The organism is Rhodococcus sp. P4_F3_2, from assembly GCF_056401335.1.
The window spans coordinates 195,013-212,081 of record NZ_JBFUJN010000008.1 but is presented as its reverse complement, the minus strand read 5'-3'; the positions used below and the strand labels follow the sequence as shown (position 1 = coordinate 212,081).

General features: G+C 62.8%; 19 protein-coding genes. 7 read left to right on the top strand and 12 right to left on the bottom strand.

All coding sequences use genetic code 11. The features are described from left to right. The 9 genes from paaK to AC1DWA_RS11210 form a co-directional block, all read right to left on the bottom strand. Window positions 1-1,302: a phenylacetate--CoA ligase PaaK gene (paaK, locus tag AC1DWA_RS11250; RefSeq protein WP_019745754.1), complete on the bottom strand. Its 1,302-nt coding sequence runs from the start codon at window positions 1,300-1,302 to the stop codon at window positions 1-3. A 41-nt stretch (window positions 1,303-1,343) separates the two neighbouring features. Beyond that, the gene (paaE, locus tag AC1DWA_RS11245; protein ID WP_019745755.1) at window positions 1,344-2,423 is read right to left on the bottom strand and encodes a 1,2-phenylacetyl-CoA epoxidase subunit PaaE; all 1,080 of its coding nucleotides are present in this window, start codon (window positions 2,421-2,423) and stop codon (window positions 1,344-1,346) included. Between the two features lie 4 nt (window positions 2,424-2,427). Beyond that, complete coding sequence (gene paaD / locus AC1DWA_RS11240) at window positions 2,428-2,886, bottom strand: 1,2-phenylacetyl-CoA epoxidase subunit PaaD (RefSeq protein ID WP_044480149.1); 459 nt, start codon at window positions 2,884-2,886, stop codon at window positions 2,428-2,430. Between the two features lie 50 nt (window positions 2,887-2,936). After that, window positions 2,937-3,854, bottom strand: a complete 918-nt coding sequence (paaC, locus tag AC1DWA_RS11235) for a 1,2-phenylacetyl-CoA epoxidase subunit PaaC (RefSeq protein ID WP_007730623.1) — start codon at window positions 3,852-3,854, stop codon at window positions 2,937-2,939. Between the two features lie 28 nt (window positions 3,855-3,882). Next, a complete protein-coding gene (paaB, locus tag AC1DWA_RS11230) occupies window positions 3,883-4,200 on the bottom strand; it encodes a 1,2-phenylacetyl-CoA epoxidase subunit PaaB (RefSeq protein ID WP_020909477.1) in 318 nt (105 codons plus the stop codon). After that, window positions 4,197-5,165, bottom strand: a complete 969-nt coding sequence (gene paaA, locus AC1DWA_RS11225) for a 1,2-phenylacetyl-CoA epoxidase subunit PaaA (protein WP_007730621.1) — start codon at window positions 5,163-5,165, stop codon at window positions 4,197-4,199. The genes paaB and paaA overlap by 4 nt, the downstream gene beginning before the upstream one ends. A 92-nt stretch (window positions 5,166-5,257) precedes the next feature. Next, window positions 5,258-6,043 (bottom strand): enoyl-CoA hydratase/isomerase family protein, encoded by a 786-nt coding sequence (locus AC1DWA_RS11220; protein ID WP_021345851.1) that lies wholly within the window; start codon window positions 6,041-6,043, stop codon window positions 5,258-5,260. Window positions 6,044-6,070: 27 nt separating this feature from the next. Further along, the gene (locus AC1DWA_RS11215) at window positions 6,071-6,928 is read right to left on the bottom strand and encodes a 3-hydroxyacyl-CoA dehydrogenase family protein (RefSeq protein ID WP_019745760.1); all 858 of its coding nucleotides are present in this window, start codon (window positions 6,926-6,928) and stop codon (window positions 6,071-6,073) included. Continuing rightward, complete coding sequence (locus AC1DWA_RS11210) at window positions 6,925-7,653, bottom strand: enoyl-CoA hydratase/isomerase family protein (protein WP_021345852.1); 729 nt, start codon at window positions 7,651-7,653, stop codon at window positions 6,925-6,927. Before AC1DWA_RS11210 ends, AC1DWA_RS11215 begins: the two co-directional genes overlap by 4 nt. A gap of 107 nt (window positions 7,654-7,760) precedes the next feature. Here AC1DWA_RS11210 and AC1DWA_RS11205 point away from each other — a divergent pair, with 107 nt between their 5' ends. From AC1DWA_RS11205 to paaI, 4 genes are all read left to right on the top strand, one after another. Further along, entirely contained in the window at window positions 7,761-8,372 is a 612-nt protein-coding gene (locus AC1DWA_RS11205) for a TetR/AcrR family transcriptional regulator (protein WP_019745762.1), read from the top strand. Between the two features lie 88 nt (window positions 8,373-8,460). Next, window positions 8,461-10,503, top strand: a complete 2,043-nt coding sequence (gene paaZ / locus AC1DWA_RS11200) for a phenylacetic acid degradation bifunctional protein PaaZ (protein ID WP_477846032.1) — start codon at window positions 8,461-8,463, stop codon at window positions 10,501-10,503. Between the two features lie 6 nt (window positions 10,504-10,509). Continuing rightward, window positions 10,510-10,821, top strand: a complete 312-nt coding sequence (locus AC1DWA_RS11195) for an EthD family reductase (RefSeq protein ID WP_003943191.1) — start codon at window positions 10,510-10,512, stop codon at window positions 10,819-10,821. A 66-nt stretch (window positions 10,822-10,887) separates the two neighbouring features. After that, window positions 10,888-11,256: a hydroxyphenylacetyl-CoA thioesterase PaaI gene (gene paaI / locus AC1DWA_RS11190; RefSeq protein ID WP_046380079.1), complete on the top strand. Its 369-nt coding sequence runs from the start codon at window positions 10,888-10,890 to the stop codon at window positions 11,254-11,256. A gap of 18 nt (window positions 11,257-11,274) precedes the next feature. Here paaI and AC1DWA_RS11185 read toward each other — a convergent pair whose 3' ends face one another. Then, window positions 11,275-13,065, bottom strand: coding sequence for a CocE/NonD family hydrolase (locus AC1DWA_RS11185; protein ID WP_046379476.1), 1,791 nt, complete (start codon window positions 13,063-13,065; stop codon window positions 11,275-11,277). Window positions 13,066-13,147: 82 nt separating this feature from the next. Further along, window positions 13,148-13,594, bottom strand: a complete 447-nt coding sequence (locus AC1DWA_RS11180; protein WP_029256507.1) for a cupredoxin domain-containing protein — start codon at window positions 13,592-13,594, stop codon at window positions 13,148-13,150. Between the two features lie 296 nt (window positions 13,595-13,890). Between AC1DWA_RS11180 and AC1DWA_RS11175 the strand changes: the two genes are divergently transcribed. Both AC1DWA_RS11175 and AC1DWA_RS11170 read left to right on the top strand, forming a co-directional pair. Next, the gene (locus AC1DWA_RS11175; protein WP_029537164.1) at window positions 13,891-14,253 is read left to right on the top strand and encodes a hypothetical protein; all 363 of its coding nucleotides are present in this window, start codon (window positions 13,891-13,893) and stop codon (window positions 14,251-14,253) included. A gap of 7 nt (window positions 14,254-14,260) precedes the next feature. Then, a complete protein-coding gene (locus AC1DWA_RS11170; RefSeq protein ID WP_020971128.1) occupies window positions 14,261-15,400 on the top strand; it encodes a cation:proton antiporter in 1,140 nt (379 codons plus the stop codon). Here AC1DWA_RS11170 and AC1DWA_RS11165 read toward each other — a convergent pair. Beyond that, window positions 15,384-16,145: a DUF2127 domain-containing protein gene (locus AC1DWA_RS11165; RefSeq protein WP_031333849.1), complete on the bottom strand. Its 762-nt coding sequence runs from the start codon at window positions 16,143-16,145 to the stop codon at window positions 15,384-15,386. The two genes, AC1DWA_RS11170 and AC1DWA_RS11165, sit on opposite strands and share 17 nt — an antisense overlap. 75 nt (window positions 16,146-16,220) lie before the next feature. Here AC1DWA_RS11165 and AC1DWA_RS11160 point away from each other — a divergent pair, with 75 nt between their 5' ends. Continuing rightward, window positions 16,221-17,027 carry an alpha/beta fold hydrolase gene (locus tag AC1DWA_RS11160; RefSeq protein ID WP_317830311.1) on the top strand — a complete coding sequence of 269 codons (807 nt, stop codon included), beginning with the start codon at window positions 16,221-16,223 and terminating at the stop codon, window positions 17,025-17,027. The last annotated feature ends 42 nt before the right edge of the window (window positions 17,028-17,069 follow it).

Sequence of the window (17,069 nt, the reverse complement as noted above, 5' to 3'; positions counted from 1 at the left end):
TCAGTCCTTCGGGCGTTGGTCGATCAGCCGACGCGCTTTACCGATCGAGCGTTCGAGTCCGCCGGGTTCGAGAACGTTTACCTCGACCGTGACACCGATCTTGTTCTTCACCAGCTTCTGCAATGCAGACGACGCTGCCGCATGGTCCGAAATTGCCGCGTCTGGGCGAGCCTCGACGCGAACTGTCAGGGTGTCCATACGACCCGGACGCTCCAGCACACACTGGAATTGAGGCGCGAGGGCGGGGACCGTCAGGATCAGTTCTTCGATCTGTGTGGGGAACAGATTGACCCCACGCAGGATGATCATGTCGTCGGTCCGGCCGGTGACCTTCTGCATCCGTCGCATCGAGCGCGCCGTCCCGGGCAACAGACGGGTCAGGTCCCTGGTTCGGTAGCGAATGATAGGCAGCGCTTCCTTGGTGAGCGAGGTGAAAACGAGCTCACCTTCCTCTCCGTCCGGCAGCACCTCACCCGTGACCGGGTCGATGATCTCCGGGTAGAAGTGGTCTTCCCAGATATGGAGCCCGTCTTTGGTTTCCACACATTCCATTGCCACGCCCGGGCCCATGATCTCGGAGAGTCCGTAGATGTCGACGGCGTGCATGTCGAGTTGTTGTTCGAGCTCGGTACGCATCTGTTCGGTCCACGGCTCCGCTCCGAAAACTCCAACCCGCAGCGAGGTTTTCGAAGGATCAATACCCTTCTTGATCATCGCATCCACGATGGTCAACATGTACGACGGCGTCACCATGATCGCGTCGGGTTCGAAGTCCTCGATCAGTTGGATCTGCCGCTCGGTCATGCCACCGGACATGGGAATGACCGTGCAGCCCAAACGCTCCGCACCGTAGTGTGCTCCCAACCCGCCGGTGAACAGACCGTACCCGTAAGCCACGTGCACCTTGTCCGAAGACCGCACGCCGCCGGCCGAGAGACTGCGCGCGATGAGATCGGCCCAGTTGTTCAGGTCGTTGCTCGTGTACCCCACCACCGTCGGGCGGCCGGTGGTCCCCGAAGACGCGTGAATTCGCGAGACCTTGTCCTGGGGCACCGCAAACATCTTGAACGGATAGTTCTCACGCAGATCCGCTTTGGTGGTGAAGGGGAACTTCGCGAGATCGCTCAGATCCTTCAAGTCGCTCGGGTGGACGCCGGCGTCGTCGAAAGCTTTGCGGTAGTGCGGAACATTGGTGTATGCGTGCATCAGTGACCATTGCATCCGCTCGAGTTGGAGCGTCGAAATGCGGTCCCGGCTGGCAAATTCGATTTCTTGCGAAGTAGCAGTGGCGAGTTCGGTCATGATTGTCTCCGGTGGGCTCAGTGAGGGCGCTGTGCGGGCGGTCAGGCGTCGAAATCGACTGTTATCTGTTCACCGACAGGAAAGGTCTGGCAGGTCAGCACGAAACCCGCGTCGACTTCGTAGTCTTCGAGTGCGTAGTTCCTGCGCATCTCGACATCACCGCAGGTGACCTTGGCGCGGCAGGTTCCGCACACTCCGCCCTTGCAGGCAAAGGGCAGATCCGAGCGGTACTGTTCAGCCGCATCGAGAATCGACTGGTCGCGTGGCAACGTCGCGGTGGTCGATCGACCGTCGAGAGTAATAGTCACCTCGCTGCTCGGTCCGACAATTCCGCGCTCACGATGCACTGCGACCGGCGGAGCGACGTCGTCGACGTAGAACAGCTCGTGATGGATGCGATCCTTGGCAATTCCCAAGCCGGCCAGCACTTCCTGGGCGTCGTTGACCATCCCGAAGGGGCCACACAACCAGAAGCCGTCGACTTGGTCGCACGGCACGAGAGAGGTGAAGATCTCACGCAACCGGTCGGCGTCGAGACGGCCCGAGAACAACTCGACCTCCCGCGGCTCGCGAGAGAGAACGTGAATGACGTCCAGGCGTGCACCGTACCGGTCCTTCAGGTCGGCGATTTCTTCGGCGAACATCACCGAACGAGTACGCCTGTTCCCGTACAGCAGGGTGACGTCGGCCTCGGGGTTCGCCAAAAGTGTTGCAGCGATGGAAAGCATAGGCGTGATGCCAGAGCCCGCCGCGATCAGAACGTGCCGTCCACCCAATGCCGGATCGGCGACAAAATTGCCCGAGGGGCCCTGGACGTCGATTTGATCCCCGGCCTTGACGTCGCGCACCAACCAGGTGGAGAAGAGTCCGTCTGCTACTTCGCGAACCCCCACACGTGGAGACGCCCCTACCGGTGCACAGATCGAGTAGGAACGCCGGTGTTCGACGCCGTCGATCATCCGCCGCAGTGTCAGTGACTGCCCGGCGCCGAAATCGAATTGATCGGCGATATCGGCAGGCACGTCGAAGGTGACGGCAACTGCGTCGTCGCACAGTGATTCGACACCGGCAACCGTCAACGGGTGAAAGGGTTTGTTCCGGTTCGTCGTTGCGGTACTCATCTGTTCAGATCTCCTTCACGTGATCGAACGGCTCGAGGCAGTCGAGGCAGCGATACAGCGCTTTGCACAGGGTCGCACCGAATTCCGAACTCAGTCTGGTGTTTGCCGAACCGCACTGGGGGCAGAGGATGTCGCGGGGCTTGGCCGTCAAGGTCAATGCGATCGGCCCCGAGGTGCGGCGCGGCGCTGCCCCCGGCACCGAGTACCCAGCCGTCCGAAGTTTCGCGAGCCCCTCTTCGCTGATCCAATCCGAACTCCAAGGCGGCGACAGTTGAGTCTTGATCTGGACGCTGCCGTATCCCGCATCGTTCAGCTTGTGCTCGATGTCGTCTCGCATCGTCGCCATTGCGGGACACCCAGAATAGGTGGGAGTGATTGTCACACAGACGAAGTTCGCTTCGACGTCGACCGATCGGATGACGCCGAGGTCGGCCAGAGTAAGCAGTGGCATCTCCGGATCCATCACCGAGGCGACGATCTCCTGCGCGGAAGAGACGGTGGTGGCAGCCACGGTCACCACACCCCTTCCGGGTGCTCCCGAGCGACGCTCTGCATTTCGGCAAGAAGTAGTCCCAGCGCCCCGGTGTGCAGTCCGGCACGTCCACCGCGGCCGCCGACGAAACCGGAGAAACGTGAAGGGGGCTCTTCCATTTCGGCCGCATGGAGGACCTGGGCAAGAACAGCGTCGAACTCCGGCCGAACAGTACGCGGATCCACTCCGACGCCAACTTCTGCCAAAACGAGTTCGTCCTGGGTGGGAACAAAGAGTTCGTCCACGAACGGGAAGATCTCGAGCAGGGCGTCGGCCGTCCGACGCTTGGATTCTGCCGTGCCGGCGCCCAAGGTGACGACCCATCTTGCCGCGTAGTCGCGGTGATAGGTCAGTTCCTTGACACCTTTGTTCGCCACAGCTGCGAGAACCGGATCGCGCGACATGCGCAGCCGATCGAACAGCGCCAGCCGCCAGGTCGAGAACACGAGTAGCCGAACGACCGTGTGCGCGAAGTCGCCGTTGGCGAGTTCCACCAGTCTCACGTTGCGGAACCCGAACTGATCACGAAAGAAGGCGAGCGCATCTTCGGCCGGCACCGGCGACGTATCCGAGATGAACGGAACCACAGTGGAATCGGCTGCTGCCGCGCGAGCCAGCAGCAGCCTGGCCTGCCCGATCAAGTCCAGGCCGACGTTGGCGAGAGCTACCTCTTCTTCGAGTTCCGGTGCTCGCGTAGACCATTCGGCGAGTCGTTGCGAACTGACGAGCGCGTCGTCGCCAAGCATGAGGCAGTAGCGCGCCAGCGCACCGAGATCGACATCGCCGGGCACCGTGGTGTCGACTCCGGCGAGGGGGTCGTCGAAGCTTGTTCCGAACGCCCACTGACCGTGGCCGTCACCGTCGACCAGGCCGTCGTAGGCACTGTCGTGATCGTTCATCTGTTGGTCCTCGAAGTCGAAGTGATTCTCACATGTGCGGAACGGAGTCCGGAATGTCGTAGAACGTCGGGTGCCGGTAGACCTTGTCGCCGCTCGGCGCGAAGAACGGATCCTTTTCTGCCGGACTCGAAGCCACGATTTTCGCGGATGGCACGACCCAGATACTCACGCCTTCGTTACGTCTGGTGTAGACGTCGCGCGCGTGGCGTAGCGCCATCTGGTCGTCTGCCGCGCGCAGGGATCCGACATGCACGTGGTTCAGTCCGCGCTTTCCCCTCAGAAATACCTCGTACAAAGGCCATTCGCCCCGCACCTGATCGCCCTGTACCTGATCGTTCTCGCTCATGATGTTTCCCCAGTCGTGCGATCGTGCGCGAGTCTCTCGCGCTGTGCAAAGGCGTAGGCGGCGTCGCGAACCCAGGCCCCGTTGTCGTGTGCGGCTTTCCGATTGGTGATCCGCTCGACGCTCGCCGCTCCGTTGCCGCGGACCACATCCATGAATTCGCTCCAGTCCGGCTCGCCGAAATCGTGTGCGCCACGCTCGGGGTTCCAGCGCAGGTCGGGATCAGGGAAGGTCACACCGAGTATCTCGGCCTGCGGTATCGACATGTCCACGAATCGCTGCCGCAGTTCGTCGTTCGTGTGCCGCTTGATGCGCCACTTCATCGACTGCTCGGTGTTCGGCGATTCGTCGTCCGGCGGTCCGAACATCATCAGAGCGGGCCACCACCATCGGTCGACGGCTTCCTGCACCATCGCACGTTGAGCTTCCGTGCCGCGCATCATCGTCGCCAACAACTCGAAGCCTTGCCGCTGATGGAACGATTCCTCCTTGCATACCCGGATCATCGCGCGCGCATACGGCCCGAAGGAGCTGCGGCACAGCGGAACCTGATTGCAGATAGCGGCTCCGTCGACCAGCCAGCCGATCACACCCACGTCGGCGTAGGTCAGCGTCGGATAGTTGAAGATCGAGGAGTACTTCTGCTTTCCCTCGATCAGTTTGGTGGTCAGATCGCCACGATCGGCACCGAGCGTCTCGGCCGCGGAGTAGAGATACAGACCGTGCCCGGCCTCGTCCTGGACCTTCGCCATCAAGATCGCCTTGCGTCGCAACGAAGGCGCACGGGTGAGCCAGTTTCCCTCGGGCTGCATTCCGATGATCTCGGAGTGGGCATGCTGGGCAACCTGACGAATCAGAGTCTTGCGGTAGCCGTCCGGCATCCAGTCGCGAGGCTCGATGCGCTGGTCTGCCGCGATCGTCTCGTCGAACAGGTTCTGCAGGTCTTGTGGAGCTTCCACGTTGGTCATCGTACCTACCTTTTATTACCGAATGATCGGTTGGTAACTAGTATGCACCGAGGTGTCCCAGCGCACAAGAGAATCTTTCGACCCACCAGAAATCAGCGGCCCTCGAAAACCGGCTTCTGCTTCGACAGGAAAGCCGCGACTGCGCCTTGATGATCTGCCGTCGAACCCAGCTCCACCTGTGCGTTCGCCTCGGCCTCCAGCGCCTGGGAAAGCCCAGGAACAACGGCACGGATCAGCGATTTCACGTGGGCGAAGGCCGCGGTGGGTCCGTCGGCAAGCCGACGCGCGAGTACCCGAGCCTCAGCTGCGACGTCCTCGTCGGCCACCACGCGATGAACCAAGCCCCACTCCAGTGCGCTCTGCGCGTCGAACTTGTCGCCGAGCAACATCAGGCCACTGGCACGGCTAGGTCCGAGTGCGTGCACGAGCGCATGACTGAGCCCGGAGTCACTGGCCAGACCGATGCCGGTGAATGCCGTCGCAAAGCTCGCGCGGGCCCCCACGACCCGGATGTCTCCGGCCAACGCGATCCCCAACCCGGCCCCGACGCAGGCCCCTCCGATACCCACCACTACCGGGACAGCGAGCGTCGACAGCGCCGTGACGATGGGGTTGTAGTGCGCGGCGACGGTATCCATCGCGTGCGCCGGATCAGCATCCAACGCTGCGGCGTGCTCGCCCAGATCCTGACCGACGCAGAAGTTCTTGCCTTCGGCGAGAATCAACACCGCTCGAACGCCTGCGTCCGCGCGGACCTGCAGCAACGCTTCGAGCAGCTGAGACTTCATTTCGCCGTTGACGGCATTGGCTGCCTCAGGCCGGTCGAGAGTGATTGTCGCCAAACCTCGCTCGATCTCCAAGCGGATCACGTCAGTCATCGATGTTCCTTTCGCAGGCAGTTCGGTTCAGCTCCATGTGTGAAAACCCTGTCCCGTCTTGCGCCCCAACTCGCCGCGAGCCACCTTCTCTCGCAGCAATGCTGGAGGAGTAAATCGATCACCGAGAGTGCTCGCGAGGTGTTCGGCGATCGCCAGGCGCACATCCAACCCGACCAGATCTGTCGAACGCAGCGGCCCCATCGGATGCCGATACCCCAATTCCATGGCCCGGTCGATCGATTCCGCGTCCGCCACACCTTCTTCGAGCATGCGGATGGCTTCGAGCCCGAGACCGACGCCAAGCCGGCTGGTTGCAAAACCAGGTGAGTCGTTGACGAGCACCTCGGCCTTGCCGAGCATCGACACCCATGCCCGTACCGAGTCGACAACCTCGGGGCGGGTCTGAGGCGCCCGGACGATCTCGACCAACAGCGACGCCGGGACTGGATTGAAGAAGTGCATACCGATGAACCGGCTCGGATCCGTCAGCGCTGCGCCGAGTTCGGCGATCGACATGGAACTGGTGTTGCTGGCGATCACGGTGCGTTCTCCGGCAACGGTTTCCGCAGCGGCGAGCACCTCGACCTTGAGGGCCGCAATTTCCGGGACCGCCTCGACGATCAGGTCGAGCGACGGGGGTAAGGAGCTCACTGCGCCTACGACGCTCACGCGCGCGAGGACCGTCGCGGGATCCTGGTCGCCGAGTTTCCCTCGCTCGTGGGCGCGGTCGAGGCCGGTGGAAACACGCTGTAACGCTGCCTCGGCGTCGCCACTCTCCGCGATGGTGACCGCCCCGCCGAGACCGGCGAACACCTGGGCGATACCTGCACCCATACGTCCACCGCCGATGACTCCGACGGTCTTCGGTGCAACTGCTTCAGTCATGATTTCTTCTCCAGGAAGGCCGTCATGCGATCACGCTTGTCCGAACTCTCGAACAGGACAGCTTGGGCGATGTCGTCGGCAAACGGATGCGATCCCGGCGCGTCGACAATGATCTTCGTCAATCGCAGTGCCAGCGGGGACAGTCGGGAAATACGGTCGAGCAGCCGATGCGCTGCGTCGACATGGCAGTTCGGTTCGGTCACCTCGGCAACCAGGCCCGCTCGTAGCGCCTGCTCGGCGTCGAGGTTCCTGGCACCGAGGAGCACTTGCTTCGCGATCGAGACTCCGACGAGCTTCGGCAGCCGATAGCTGGCGCCGGCGGCTGCCATTATGCCGAGATTGGGCTCGGGATTACCGAAGACCGCCGTCGTTGTCGCGATGCGAATGTCGCAGGCGTAGGTCAACTCTGCCCCGCCGCCGAGCGCATAGCCGCTCACGGCGGCCACGGTGGGCAGCGGGAGCTTTCCGATACGGTCGAACAGGGTCCGGTTGATACCCGCAAACGCTTCCTCCCGTCCGCGCTCTCGGAGCTCCGCGATGTCAGCGCCGCCCGCGAAGTGGTCTCCGCGCCCGGCAAGCAGGAGCAGCTTCGGATCCCGTTCGAGGCGTCCACAAATCTGATGCAGTTCGTCGATCATTTCCGCGTTGATCGCGTTGCGTTGCGCGGGCCTGTCGAGGGTGACCACGACGCGATCCTCGCGCTCGTCCACGTGCAGGGTGTTCACATTCGCTCCTTCTCGCTCTCTTACATTAATAACCGAACATTCGGTCGTTTGGCAAGGATGAAAACAAGGATGGTGCACAGCTTTGCCCGAACTGAGAAGATGGGGACATGACTACGGCACGCCCCACTCGACGCACCGGCCTCCCCGGACGTCCCGGCTACGACCTCGATTCGCTCCTGGCCGTGGCCGTGAAGGTGTTCAACGACAAGGGCTACGACGGCGCCAGTATGGAGGTGCTCGCCAAGAAGCTCGGCATCACGAAGTCCTCGATCTACCACCACGTGTCCGGCAAGTCGGAACTTCTCGAACTCGCACTTTCGCGTGCCCTCAACGCCCTGTTTGCGGTCACGACCGAAGAAGGCGCCACCACCGGTCCGTACATCGACCGGCTCGAATACCTGGTCCGGCGCAGCGTAGAGGTGCTGGTCGCAGAGCTTCCGTACGTCACCCTGCTCCTGCGCGTCCGCGGCAACACGACGGTCGAGCGGGCCGCACTCGCCCGTCGACGCGAATTCGACAACTTCGTCGGAGGCCTCGTCTCGTCCGCCGCAGCGGAGGGAGACCTGCGCCCGGACATCGAACCGGCCCTCGCCAGCAAGCTGATGTTCGGCACCGTCAACTCACTGATCGAGTGGTACAAACCCCGAGCGGGCGAGTCCGTCTCCGACATTGCCGACGCGGTCGTCGCCGTCACTTTCGACGGACTTCGCAAGGCCTGATTCCAGGCAGTTCTGCCGAATCCTTGACAACGCGGCGTTACCGGGCGATCGTAATTACCGACCGAACGTACGGTGAGATGGAGTTGTCGTGAGCAGACTGTTGGAAAGCTATGTAGCCGGTCGCTGGTACGCCGCACCGGACGCAGGTACCCCGTTGCCGAGCGCAGTGGACGGATCGGAGGTGGCCCGGATCTCCGCAACCGGCGTCGACCTCGCCGAGATGGTTACGTACGCACGCGAGGTCGGCGGGCCTGCACTGTCTGCGATGACCTTCCATGAACGTGCCGGCGCGCTCAAGGCTCTCGCCCTCACGTTGATGGCAGGAAAAGCCGAGTTCTACACACTCTCCACTGCCACCGGCGCGACGACGCGAGATTCCGGCGTGGACATCGACGGTGGATTCGGAACCCTGCTGAGCTACGCGAGCAAGGCTCGGCGCGAATTGCCCGACAGCACAGTCTTTCTGGATGGAAACGTCGAAGCTCTGGGCAAGGGCGGAACTTTCCTCGGGCAACACATCTATACGTCACGCCGCGGCGTCGCCGTACAGATCAACGCCTTCAATTTCCCGGTGTGGGGGTTCCTGGAGAAGCTGGCACCGGCATTCATCGCGGGTGTGCCGTCCATCGTCAAACCTGCCAGTTCCACGGCATATCTCACCGAACTCGTCTTCCGGCGCATCATCGAATCAGGCTTGCTCCCGGAGGGTTCCGTCCAACTGCTCTCCGGTAGTGCACGGGGCCTCCTCGATCACCTCGGCGGGCAGGACTCAGTGGCATTCACCGGATCCGCCGACACCGCCGCAACGCTGCGTGCTCACCCGAACGTCGTCGGCAAGGGCGTCCATTTCAATGCCGAGGCCGATTCACTCAACGCGTCGATCCTTGGCGAGGACGCCGTACCAGGAACGCCCGAATTCGATTTGTACGTCAAACAACTCGCCACCGAAATGACAGTCAAGGCGGGTCAGAAGTGCACGGCGATCCGGCGCGCCCTGGTGCCGGTCTCGCTGGTCGACGCCGTTGTCGATGCCGCATCCGAGCGACTGAACAAAGTGGTCGTGGGACACCCCGATGCCGACGGCGTCACGATGGGTGCGCTCGCCAGCATCGAGCAGCGCGATGAAGTCTTGAAATCCATTCGCGGTCTGACGAAGTCGGCAACTATCGTATTCGGAGACCCGGACAACGTCGACGTGGTCGGTGCCGACGGCCAGTCAGGGGCCTTCCTTTCCCCTGTCCTTCTCCGGGCGGAAGAGAATGCGCACGAGGTACACGAGCTGGAGGCCTTCGGACCCGTCAGCACCGTCATCGGATACGACGGCATCGATCATGCGATCGAACTCGCGGCCCGTGGCGAGGGAAGCCTCGTCGCCTCGGTGGTCACTGCCGACACCGACATCGCACGTCGACTGGTGCTGGGCCTCGCAGCTTTTCACGGCAGAGTGCTCGTCCTGAACCGCGACGATGCCAAGGAATCCACCGGCCACGGCTCTCCCCTTCCAGTCCTCGTACACGGCGGTCCGGGCCGTGCCGGCGGCGGTGAGGAGCTGGGTGGCATCCGCGGAGTTCTACACCACATGCAGCGGACGGCCGTGCAGGGCACACCCGACGTGCTCACCGCGGTCGGCGAGCGCTGGTTCACCGGGTCAGCGCGCACGACCGGATCCGAACATCCATTCCGAAAGAGTCTCGCCGAGTTGAAGATCGGCGACACCGTTGTCGGCGGTCCGCGCCAGGTCACACTCGCAGACATCGATCATTTTGCAGAGTTCACCGGTGACACCTTCTACGCACACACCGATCCGGTGGCCGCAGCGGCGAACCCGCTGTTCGGCGGCATCGTCGCACACGGCTATCTGGTTGTCTCACTCGCGGCCGGTCTGTTCGTCGACCCGGCTCCCGGCCCGGTTCTCGCGAACTTCGGCGTGGACAGCCTCAGGTTCCTGACCCCGGTGAAAGCCGAAGACAGCCTGACGGTCACCCTCACAGCCAAGACCATCACACCTCGCAGCAGCGCCGACTACGGTGAGGTTCGTTGGGATGCCGTGGTGACGAACCAGGACAACGATCCGGTCGCGACATACGACGTCCTGACTCTGGTAGCCAAGACTCGCCCCGAAGGGAATTGAAAGCACATGACCTATCGAGTAGCAGTATGTTACGGACGCCCCACCGATCCGGAGGCTTTCGACAAGTACTACAACGAGATCCACGTCCCGCTCGCCAGCGCAGTGCCAGGGCTCTCGGACTTCACGTTCAGCAAGTGCTCGACGCTTGACGGCTCCGATCCAGTCTTCTACGCCGTCGCCAACCTGGTGTTTCCCGATCTCGAGACGATGCAGAGCGGCCTGAAGTCCCCGGAGATGGGCGCCGCTGGAAAAGATGTCGCAAACTTTGCCACCGGCACAGTCGACATGTACGTCCAGGAAGTTGTCTCGGTCCTCTAGACCCCTGCAATTCTCCGATCCCACAGGAGTTGTCTCGTGAGTACAGGAAGCATCACCGCCAGAGAGATGTTCGACGCGGACCAGGCGTCGCAGGCACTCGGTATCGAGATTTCCGAGCTGGCGCCCGGTAGCGCAACCGTGACCGTCACCGTGGGCGAAACCATGGTGAACGGTCACGGAATCACACACGGTGGTTATGTTTTCCTGCTCGCGGACACCGCGTTTGCGCTCGCCTGCAATGGCTACGAGGATTCAGCCGTTGCAGCGCGCGCGGACATCCGATTTCTACGTCCGACCCGTCTGGGCGACACCTTGACCGCGGTCGCCACCGAGAAGGCACGAGGCGGTCGAAGTGGGATCTACGACGTGACCGTTCGCAACGGCGACACCGTCGTGGCCGAGTTCCGCGGCGACAGTCGAACCATCACCCGCTGAAATTCAGCCCACGGTGTTTCAGCTCACGACGGGAAGTTCGAGGGGGCCGGAACCGTCGGCAAAGATTGTCACCGGCATACCTTGCAGTCCCCCACGGAAACTGATGTCGCCACCGGTGATCGCGAGACGCACGGAATGCCCTGGCTCGAATCGATGCACTATCGCCGGCATCGTCACCGGGACCGGCTGGGACGGATCACTGATGCGTATGGGCGCAATCAGTCCGTTGATCAGCGAGGAAGTTCCGTCCGGGGCCACGTCGTAGAGTTTCGCGAACACCACCGGCTGTCCGGGCGCCGCAACACGCAGCGTCAGAGTGGGAGCTCCCACCACGTCCATCGCCTCGGTCATCGGCGCAGTGGTCCAGAGCGCCTCGGTTCCCGGAATCTGTGCATTCGGAATGTTTCCGGCCGGATTGATATTGAGCGGCTCGACGCCTGTCGGCAGCCCACCCGGTGCCGTGACGATCGTCTTCGGACCAGGTACCACCGGCGTGCCGTCCGGCAGCAGTCCCCCGTCAGCGGACAGATGGAAGGCGCGGGCGGTCCCGACATCGACGGTGTCGGACGTCGCGTATGCCGGCGCCGCGTTTCCCTCGTAGTCGATCCAGTTACGGAAATACGCGAATTCCGGTCCCGTCTCCGTGTTCTCGTCCTTGAGGTAGTGATCGAACCAGTCCATGAAGCGACCGGTTTCGTATTGCGCGTCTTCGTCGGGAGCGGAGAAGCTGAATTCGCCGGGCGCAGCGGCCAAGTGGCTGTGCCCCCACGAATGCCAGATCATCTTGGCATCGACGCCACGATCCTTCAGCGCGTCGTAAGTCGCGGTTGCCTCGTTCAGATCGAACAGGGTGTCCTGTTGTCCCTGAGCAAGCAGTACCGGAATGTTGATCCGGTCGACGAACGACGAGACCGACGACGCTCGGAGCTCACTCACTACCTGCGGTCCGATGTCGCCGGTCACGACCGCCTCGGCGATCGCGTTGCACATGTAGGGGACGTAGTTCGGGCAGCCGGGTAGCCGTGCGGGATCCGCGATGTAGCCGTCCACACCGGGATTCGCGATGCCCGCGCCGAAGAGCAGCGATGCAAAGAGCACCTTCGCTGCTCCCGGCTCCGCTGTCGACACACCGGAGATGATTCCCGTGCTGTTGGGCGCCAGAGAATACGAGAGATCGTTCCAGGTGATCATGGGGATGATCGTGTCGATACGGGGATCGACACTCGCGGCGGCGAATTGAATGCCGCCGCCGTAGGAGCCACCCGTCATTCCGACCCGCGGGTCGTTCGTCGACGGTGCACCGGTGTGATCGACGGAGTCCTGTACCACCGCGGTGAGCGCCGGATAGGGCTGCGTCAGAGCCTGATCCGTGAAGGCAATCCCTTCTTGGCCGCCGAGGAAGCTGACCAACTGGGAGGCGGCGACGCCGTCGTACGCGGGAGAATCAAGTGTGATCTTGCAACTCGAGCCGCCGAAACCCAATCCCGAATACGTCAGTCCGACATACCCGTTCTCGGCGAAGTTCTGCAGCGCGGGAATCTGGTCCTTGTACGAACCACCGAACCCGTTGGTGGTCAGGATCGCGGGCGCTGGGTTGTCCGCATCGACGCCGTCTGGAACAAAAAGTTCACCGACGACGGTGCACGGCGTCGAGAGTTCAGGCCCGACATCGACCGAGAAGTACAGCAGCTGTGACGAATACGAGCCGTTCGGTGAATCCGCGAGCGCCGGCGGCGAAAAGCCGAGGGCACAAACCACGAGCGTGACGACACTGATCGCTATTCTCCGGCGCACCTGAAAACCGTACACCCGGATCTGTTCTCCACCAGCCTGATCGGGTGCGCGCCGCCGAAGTTTCCGCAGCAAAAGCTACGCCGGACGGGGACGACCTCTACTTGACCGTCAAGGTGCCGCGCATACTCGGGTGGTAGGTGCAGTGGAACGTGTACGTTCCAGGCTCGTTCGGCACCGTGATGGTTTCCGTCTCACCCGCTTCGATGTCCTCGTTGAACAACCCTGCGGTATCGGACGTGACCGAGTGCTCGACGGTGTCGTTGTTCTGAATGGTCAGTACCTGTCCGGGCATCACCGACTCCGGCGTCGAATATTCGAAACCGCTGATCACGATTCCCATCGACGACGCTCCCGGCGTCGACATACCCAGAGGCATGCTCGGCATCGACATACTGGTCGGCATGCTGGTCATCGGCATACTGGTCATCGCCATGCCGTCGTGATCGGCCGAATCGTTGTCCGACGAATCGTTGTTGTCACTGCACGCGGTCAGTGCGAACACCGCCAGGATCAGCGCTGCGAGCACTGCGAGAATCCGCTTCATTGCTTCGCCTCCTGCTCGTTCCCCCGCAGTCTGCTGATTACCCGCCGCCTAGGGGGCCAAACAGCTCCGATGTGGTGCCTGCGGCGCTGATAGTGCACGATTTCTGCACCAGCTCCACTCGCGGACCGACACTGAAGGAAACAGCACAGATGGCCAAGAGCAAAACGTCGAAGGCAGCCCAGCCGAAGGCGCCGAAGCCAGCCCAGCCGAAGGCTCCCAAGACAGCCCAGCCGAAGGCTCCCAAGACAGCAGAGCCGAAGGTAGCCGAGAAGGCTCCTGCCGTTCTCTGGAAGGACCTGCCGGACGAGCACGACTACCCGGCGGCCCGCGATTACCTCCAGTTGGGCGCGACACCGGTTCAGGTCCAAGCTCTCGTGTACGCCCTCAAGACGGCGACGCTGGTCTCGAAGAAGGCCAAGGACATCCTGCGGGCCGCCGGGCTACCCCTGCTTCCGGTCGACAACCCGCACGTTGCTGCCGACCTGTTGAAGATCCGCAAGGGGATCGCGCTGTCTCCGATCCTGCTGGTGCAGGGAGACTTCCGCGCCGGAGTGCCGGCGCAGATCGCCGACGGCTACCACCGTGTCTGTGCGAGCTACCACGTGGACGAGAACACCGGCATCCCTGCAAAGATCGCTCCCTCGACAGTGACGTCGTAGGTCGTCGATGACCTTCGGCATCCTTGCCCTCGTCGCGCTGGCCGGCATCCTCGGTCCGCTGCTCGGCGCTCGCGTCAGTTGGCATGTCCCCGTGGTGGTCGGCGAACTTGCCGCGGGCGTCGTCTTCGGTGTCACCGGTTTCGGGCTGCTCGACTCTTCGGACCAGACTTTCACGTTCCTGGCCGATATCGGGTTCGCGCTCACGATGATGGTGGCCGGCTCACACGTCCCGGTCCGCGATCCGGCAGTTCGTGCGGCAATCGGCAAGGGTGCCGTTCGCTCGGTTGTCGTCGGACTCCTGTCGGTGGTTGCCGGCTACGGTGCGGCGACGGCATTCGGCACCGGTCACGCCGCGCTGTACGCGGTCCTGATCGCGTCGTCGTCCGCGGCGTTGATTCTCCCCATCGTCGATTCGCTGGGGCTCGGTGGAACCTCGGTTCTGCAGATGACTGCCCAGGTCGCGATCGCGGACACCGTCTGCATTGTCGCGCTGCCTCTGGTGATCGATCCGGACAATGCCCCTCGTGCCGGTGTCGGCGCATTGGCGGTGGCGGCGTGTGCGGTTGCCTTGTTCTTCGTACTGCGAGCCTTCCACCGGTCCGGCCATTGGCGAAAGCTCCACAAATTCTCGGAGAAACGAAAGTTTGCACTCGAACTCCGGATCAATCTGGTGATCCTCTTTTCTCTGGCAGCGCTGGCCTCCAGCACTCACGTGTCGATCATGCTCGCGGGCTTCGCCTTCGGACTGGTCCTGGCCGCAATCGGTGAACCCCGCCGCCTCGCCAAACAACTCTTCGCGATCACCGACGGCTTCTTCGCGCCCCTCTTCTTCGTCTGGTTGGGAGCGGCGATCAATCTGCGCGACCTCGTCACTCATCCGTCCGCCATCTGGCTCGGATTGGTCTTGGGCGGAGCAACTCTCGTGGTTCACGCCGCGATACGCGCCCTCGGTCTTCCGCTCCCGCTCAGCGTGCTGTCCGCCGCACAACTGGGAGTACCGGTTGCCGCAGTGACGGTGGGCACTCAATTGGGGGTGATGGGCGACGGTGAACCCGCAGCCATCCTCCTCGCCGCCATGATCACGATCGGGGTAGCAACACTGGCTGGTGCTGCCGCGTCGAAAGCCGGTCTCACGAAGCCTGTTTGACCGCGGCCCGCTCCACCGTCAGCAGGCTCTCCTCCGAATGTTCGGCGTGATACGCCGCGCCGCCGCCGCGGACACCGAATAGCCGCTTGCTCCAGATCAGCCACACGACGGCGGCGACGTTCACCAGCAGCAGCCCGGCCCTCAACCACGTGATCTTCTCGGTCAATTCGTAGATTTCGAGGGGCAGGAACAAGCTGGTCGCCACCACTGCGAAGTACTCGCCCCAGCGTTTGACCATCCACAGCCCGACGGCCTCGATCACTTGCAGGCCGGCGTAGACCAACAGACCGACCGCGATCCAGGTGAGCGTCGTCGCCGACAACGAAAACGCCTGCTCGATGTGATGGACCAGTTTGGAATCGTCGATGTTCCAACCCAGCTGGCGGGCCAATGGTCTGATCAACGGCAATTCGTTCTCGAAGGCGTCCTCGACGCGCCCCTTCGACGATCTGAGTTTGAACACCCCGATCGCGAGAAGAACCAACCCCAGAGCGCGGAACATTCTCTCGGTGGCAAGAAGTCGCATGATCAACCGGTCGCGAAGCAGCCGTCCCCGCGGAACCTCGGGAGCGGCGTCCGCCGGCCCGGACGCTCGCGGCGCTCCCGGGACGAAGTTGCCGCAACGTAGGCACCGCCATGCCTGGCCCACCGCAGTGTCCACATGTAGTCGCCCCCGCAGCTCAGGTTCGTCCGGAGCGTAGGTCTCGTGACCGTGCCAACTGCACGAGCGCAATGCGAAGTCCACGGGTGAACTCTATGCCGCATATGCCCGGTAGCGTGGATACCCGCTGACCGTGCACTTCGAACGATGAGGATTCCGATGACAACCACCAAGATCGAAACCCGGCATGGCGTCATGGCAGTCGACGACAGTGCCACCGATGGTTTCCCGGTTGTCTTCATCCACGGAAACTCGGCCAGCCGCTCCATCTTCCGTCATCAGGTCGACGCCGGCTGGGCGGGCGACTACCGCATGATCACTCTGGACCTGCTCGGCCACGGCGACTCCGAGGACGCGAGCGAACCCGAAGCCGCGTACACGCAGAACGGTTACGCCGACGCCATCGTCGATGTTCTAGCCGAACTCGGCGTCGAACGAGCGGTTGTCGTCGGGTGGTCGCTCGGCGGACACATCGCCCTCGAGTTGATCGCGAAATTCCCCGGGCTCACCGGAGTCGTCATCACCGGTACGCCGCCGGCAAATCCCGAGACGCTCGGCGACGCATTCAATGCCGGCGACGGATTGTCCATCGGCGGCACCGAGGTCATCACCGCGCAGGAAGCCGAACTCTACGCACGGATGACCGCCGTTCCCTTCGAACAGTCAGCCCTCGACGCCGCGATACGCACGGACGGGCGAGCTCGCAAGATCATGTTCGACGCATTCGGCGCCGGCCGCGAATCGGATCAGAAGGCTCTGGTTGCAACGGCGTCTGTGCCACTCGCGGTGATCGACGGCGCCGAGGACCCGTTCGTGAACACTTCGTATGTCGCGTCGTTGACCTTCGCGAATCTCTGGGAGGGCACCTACCACGTGATTCCCGGTGTCGGGCACGCAGCGTTCTGGGAAGCACCCGAGATCTATAACCCACTGTTGCAGCGGTTCCTCGGCAGTTTCGCGAAATAACTGGAATTCTGAAATCCGGCTATCCGTCCCAACGAAATTTCG

Excerpts from the sequence above, each read along its gene's own strand:
- AC1DWA_RS11220 (WP_021345851.1), bottom strand. The coding sequence starts at position 6,043 with ATGACTGACGTGATCCGCTTGGAGATCGAGCGAGGTTTGGCGACAATC.
- paaB (WP_020909477.1), bottom strand. The coding sequence starts at position 4,200 with ATGAGCGAGAACGATCAGGTACAGGGCGATCAGGTGCGGGGCGAATGG.
- AC1DWA_RS11180 (WP_029256507.1), bottom strand. The coding sequence starts at position 13,594 with ATGAAGCGGATTCTCGCAGTGCTCGCAGCGCTGATCCTGGCGGTGTTC.
- paaA (WP_007730621.1), bottom strand. The coding sequence starts at position 5,165 with ATGACCAACGTGGAAGCTCCACAAGACCTGCAGAACCTGTTCGACGAG.
- paaE (WP_019745755.1), bottom strand. The coding sequence starts at position 2,423 with ATGAGTACCGCAACGACGAACCGGAACAAACCCTTTCACCCGTTGACG.
- paaI (WP_046380079.1), top strand. The coding sequence starts at position 10,888 with ATGTTCGACGCGGACCAGGCGTCGCAGGCACTCGGTATCGAGATTTCC.
- AC1DWA_RS11170 (WP_020971128.1), top strand. The coding sequence starts at position 14,261 with ATGACCTTCGGCATCCTTGCCCTCGTCGCGCTGGCCGGCATCCTCGGT.
- paaD (WP_044480149.1), bottom strand. The coding sequence starts at position 2,886 with ATGGATCCGGAGATGCCACTGCTTACTCTGGCCGACCTCGGCGTCATC.
- AC1DWA_RS11205 (WP_019745762.1), top strand. The coding sequence starts at position 7,761 with ATGACTACGGCACGCCCCACTCGACGCACCGGCCTCCCCGGACGTCCC.
- paaC (WP_007730623.1), bottom strand. The coding sequence starts at position 3,854 with ATGAACGATCACGACAGTGCCTACGACGGCCTGGTCGACGGTGACGGC.
- AC1DWA_RS11195 (WP_003943191.1), top strand. The coding sequence starts at position 10,510 with ATGACCTATCGAGTAGCAGTATGTTACGGACGCCCCACCGATCCGGAG.
- paaK (WP_019745754.1), bottom strand. The coding sequence starts at position 1,302 with ATGACCGAACTCGCCACTGCTACTTCGCAAGAAATCGAATTTGCCAGC.
- AC1DWA_RS11160 (WP_317830311.1), top strand. The coding sequence starts at position 16,221 with ATGACAACCACCAAGATCGAAACCCGGCATGGCGTCATGGCAGTCGAC.
- AC1DWA_RS11215 (WP_019745760.1), bottom strand. The coding sequence starts at position 6,928 with ATGACTGAAGCAGTTGCACCGAAGACCGTCGGAGTCATCGGCGGTGGA.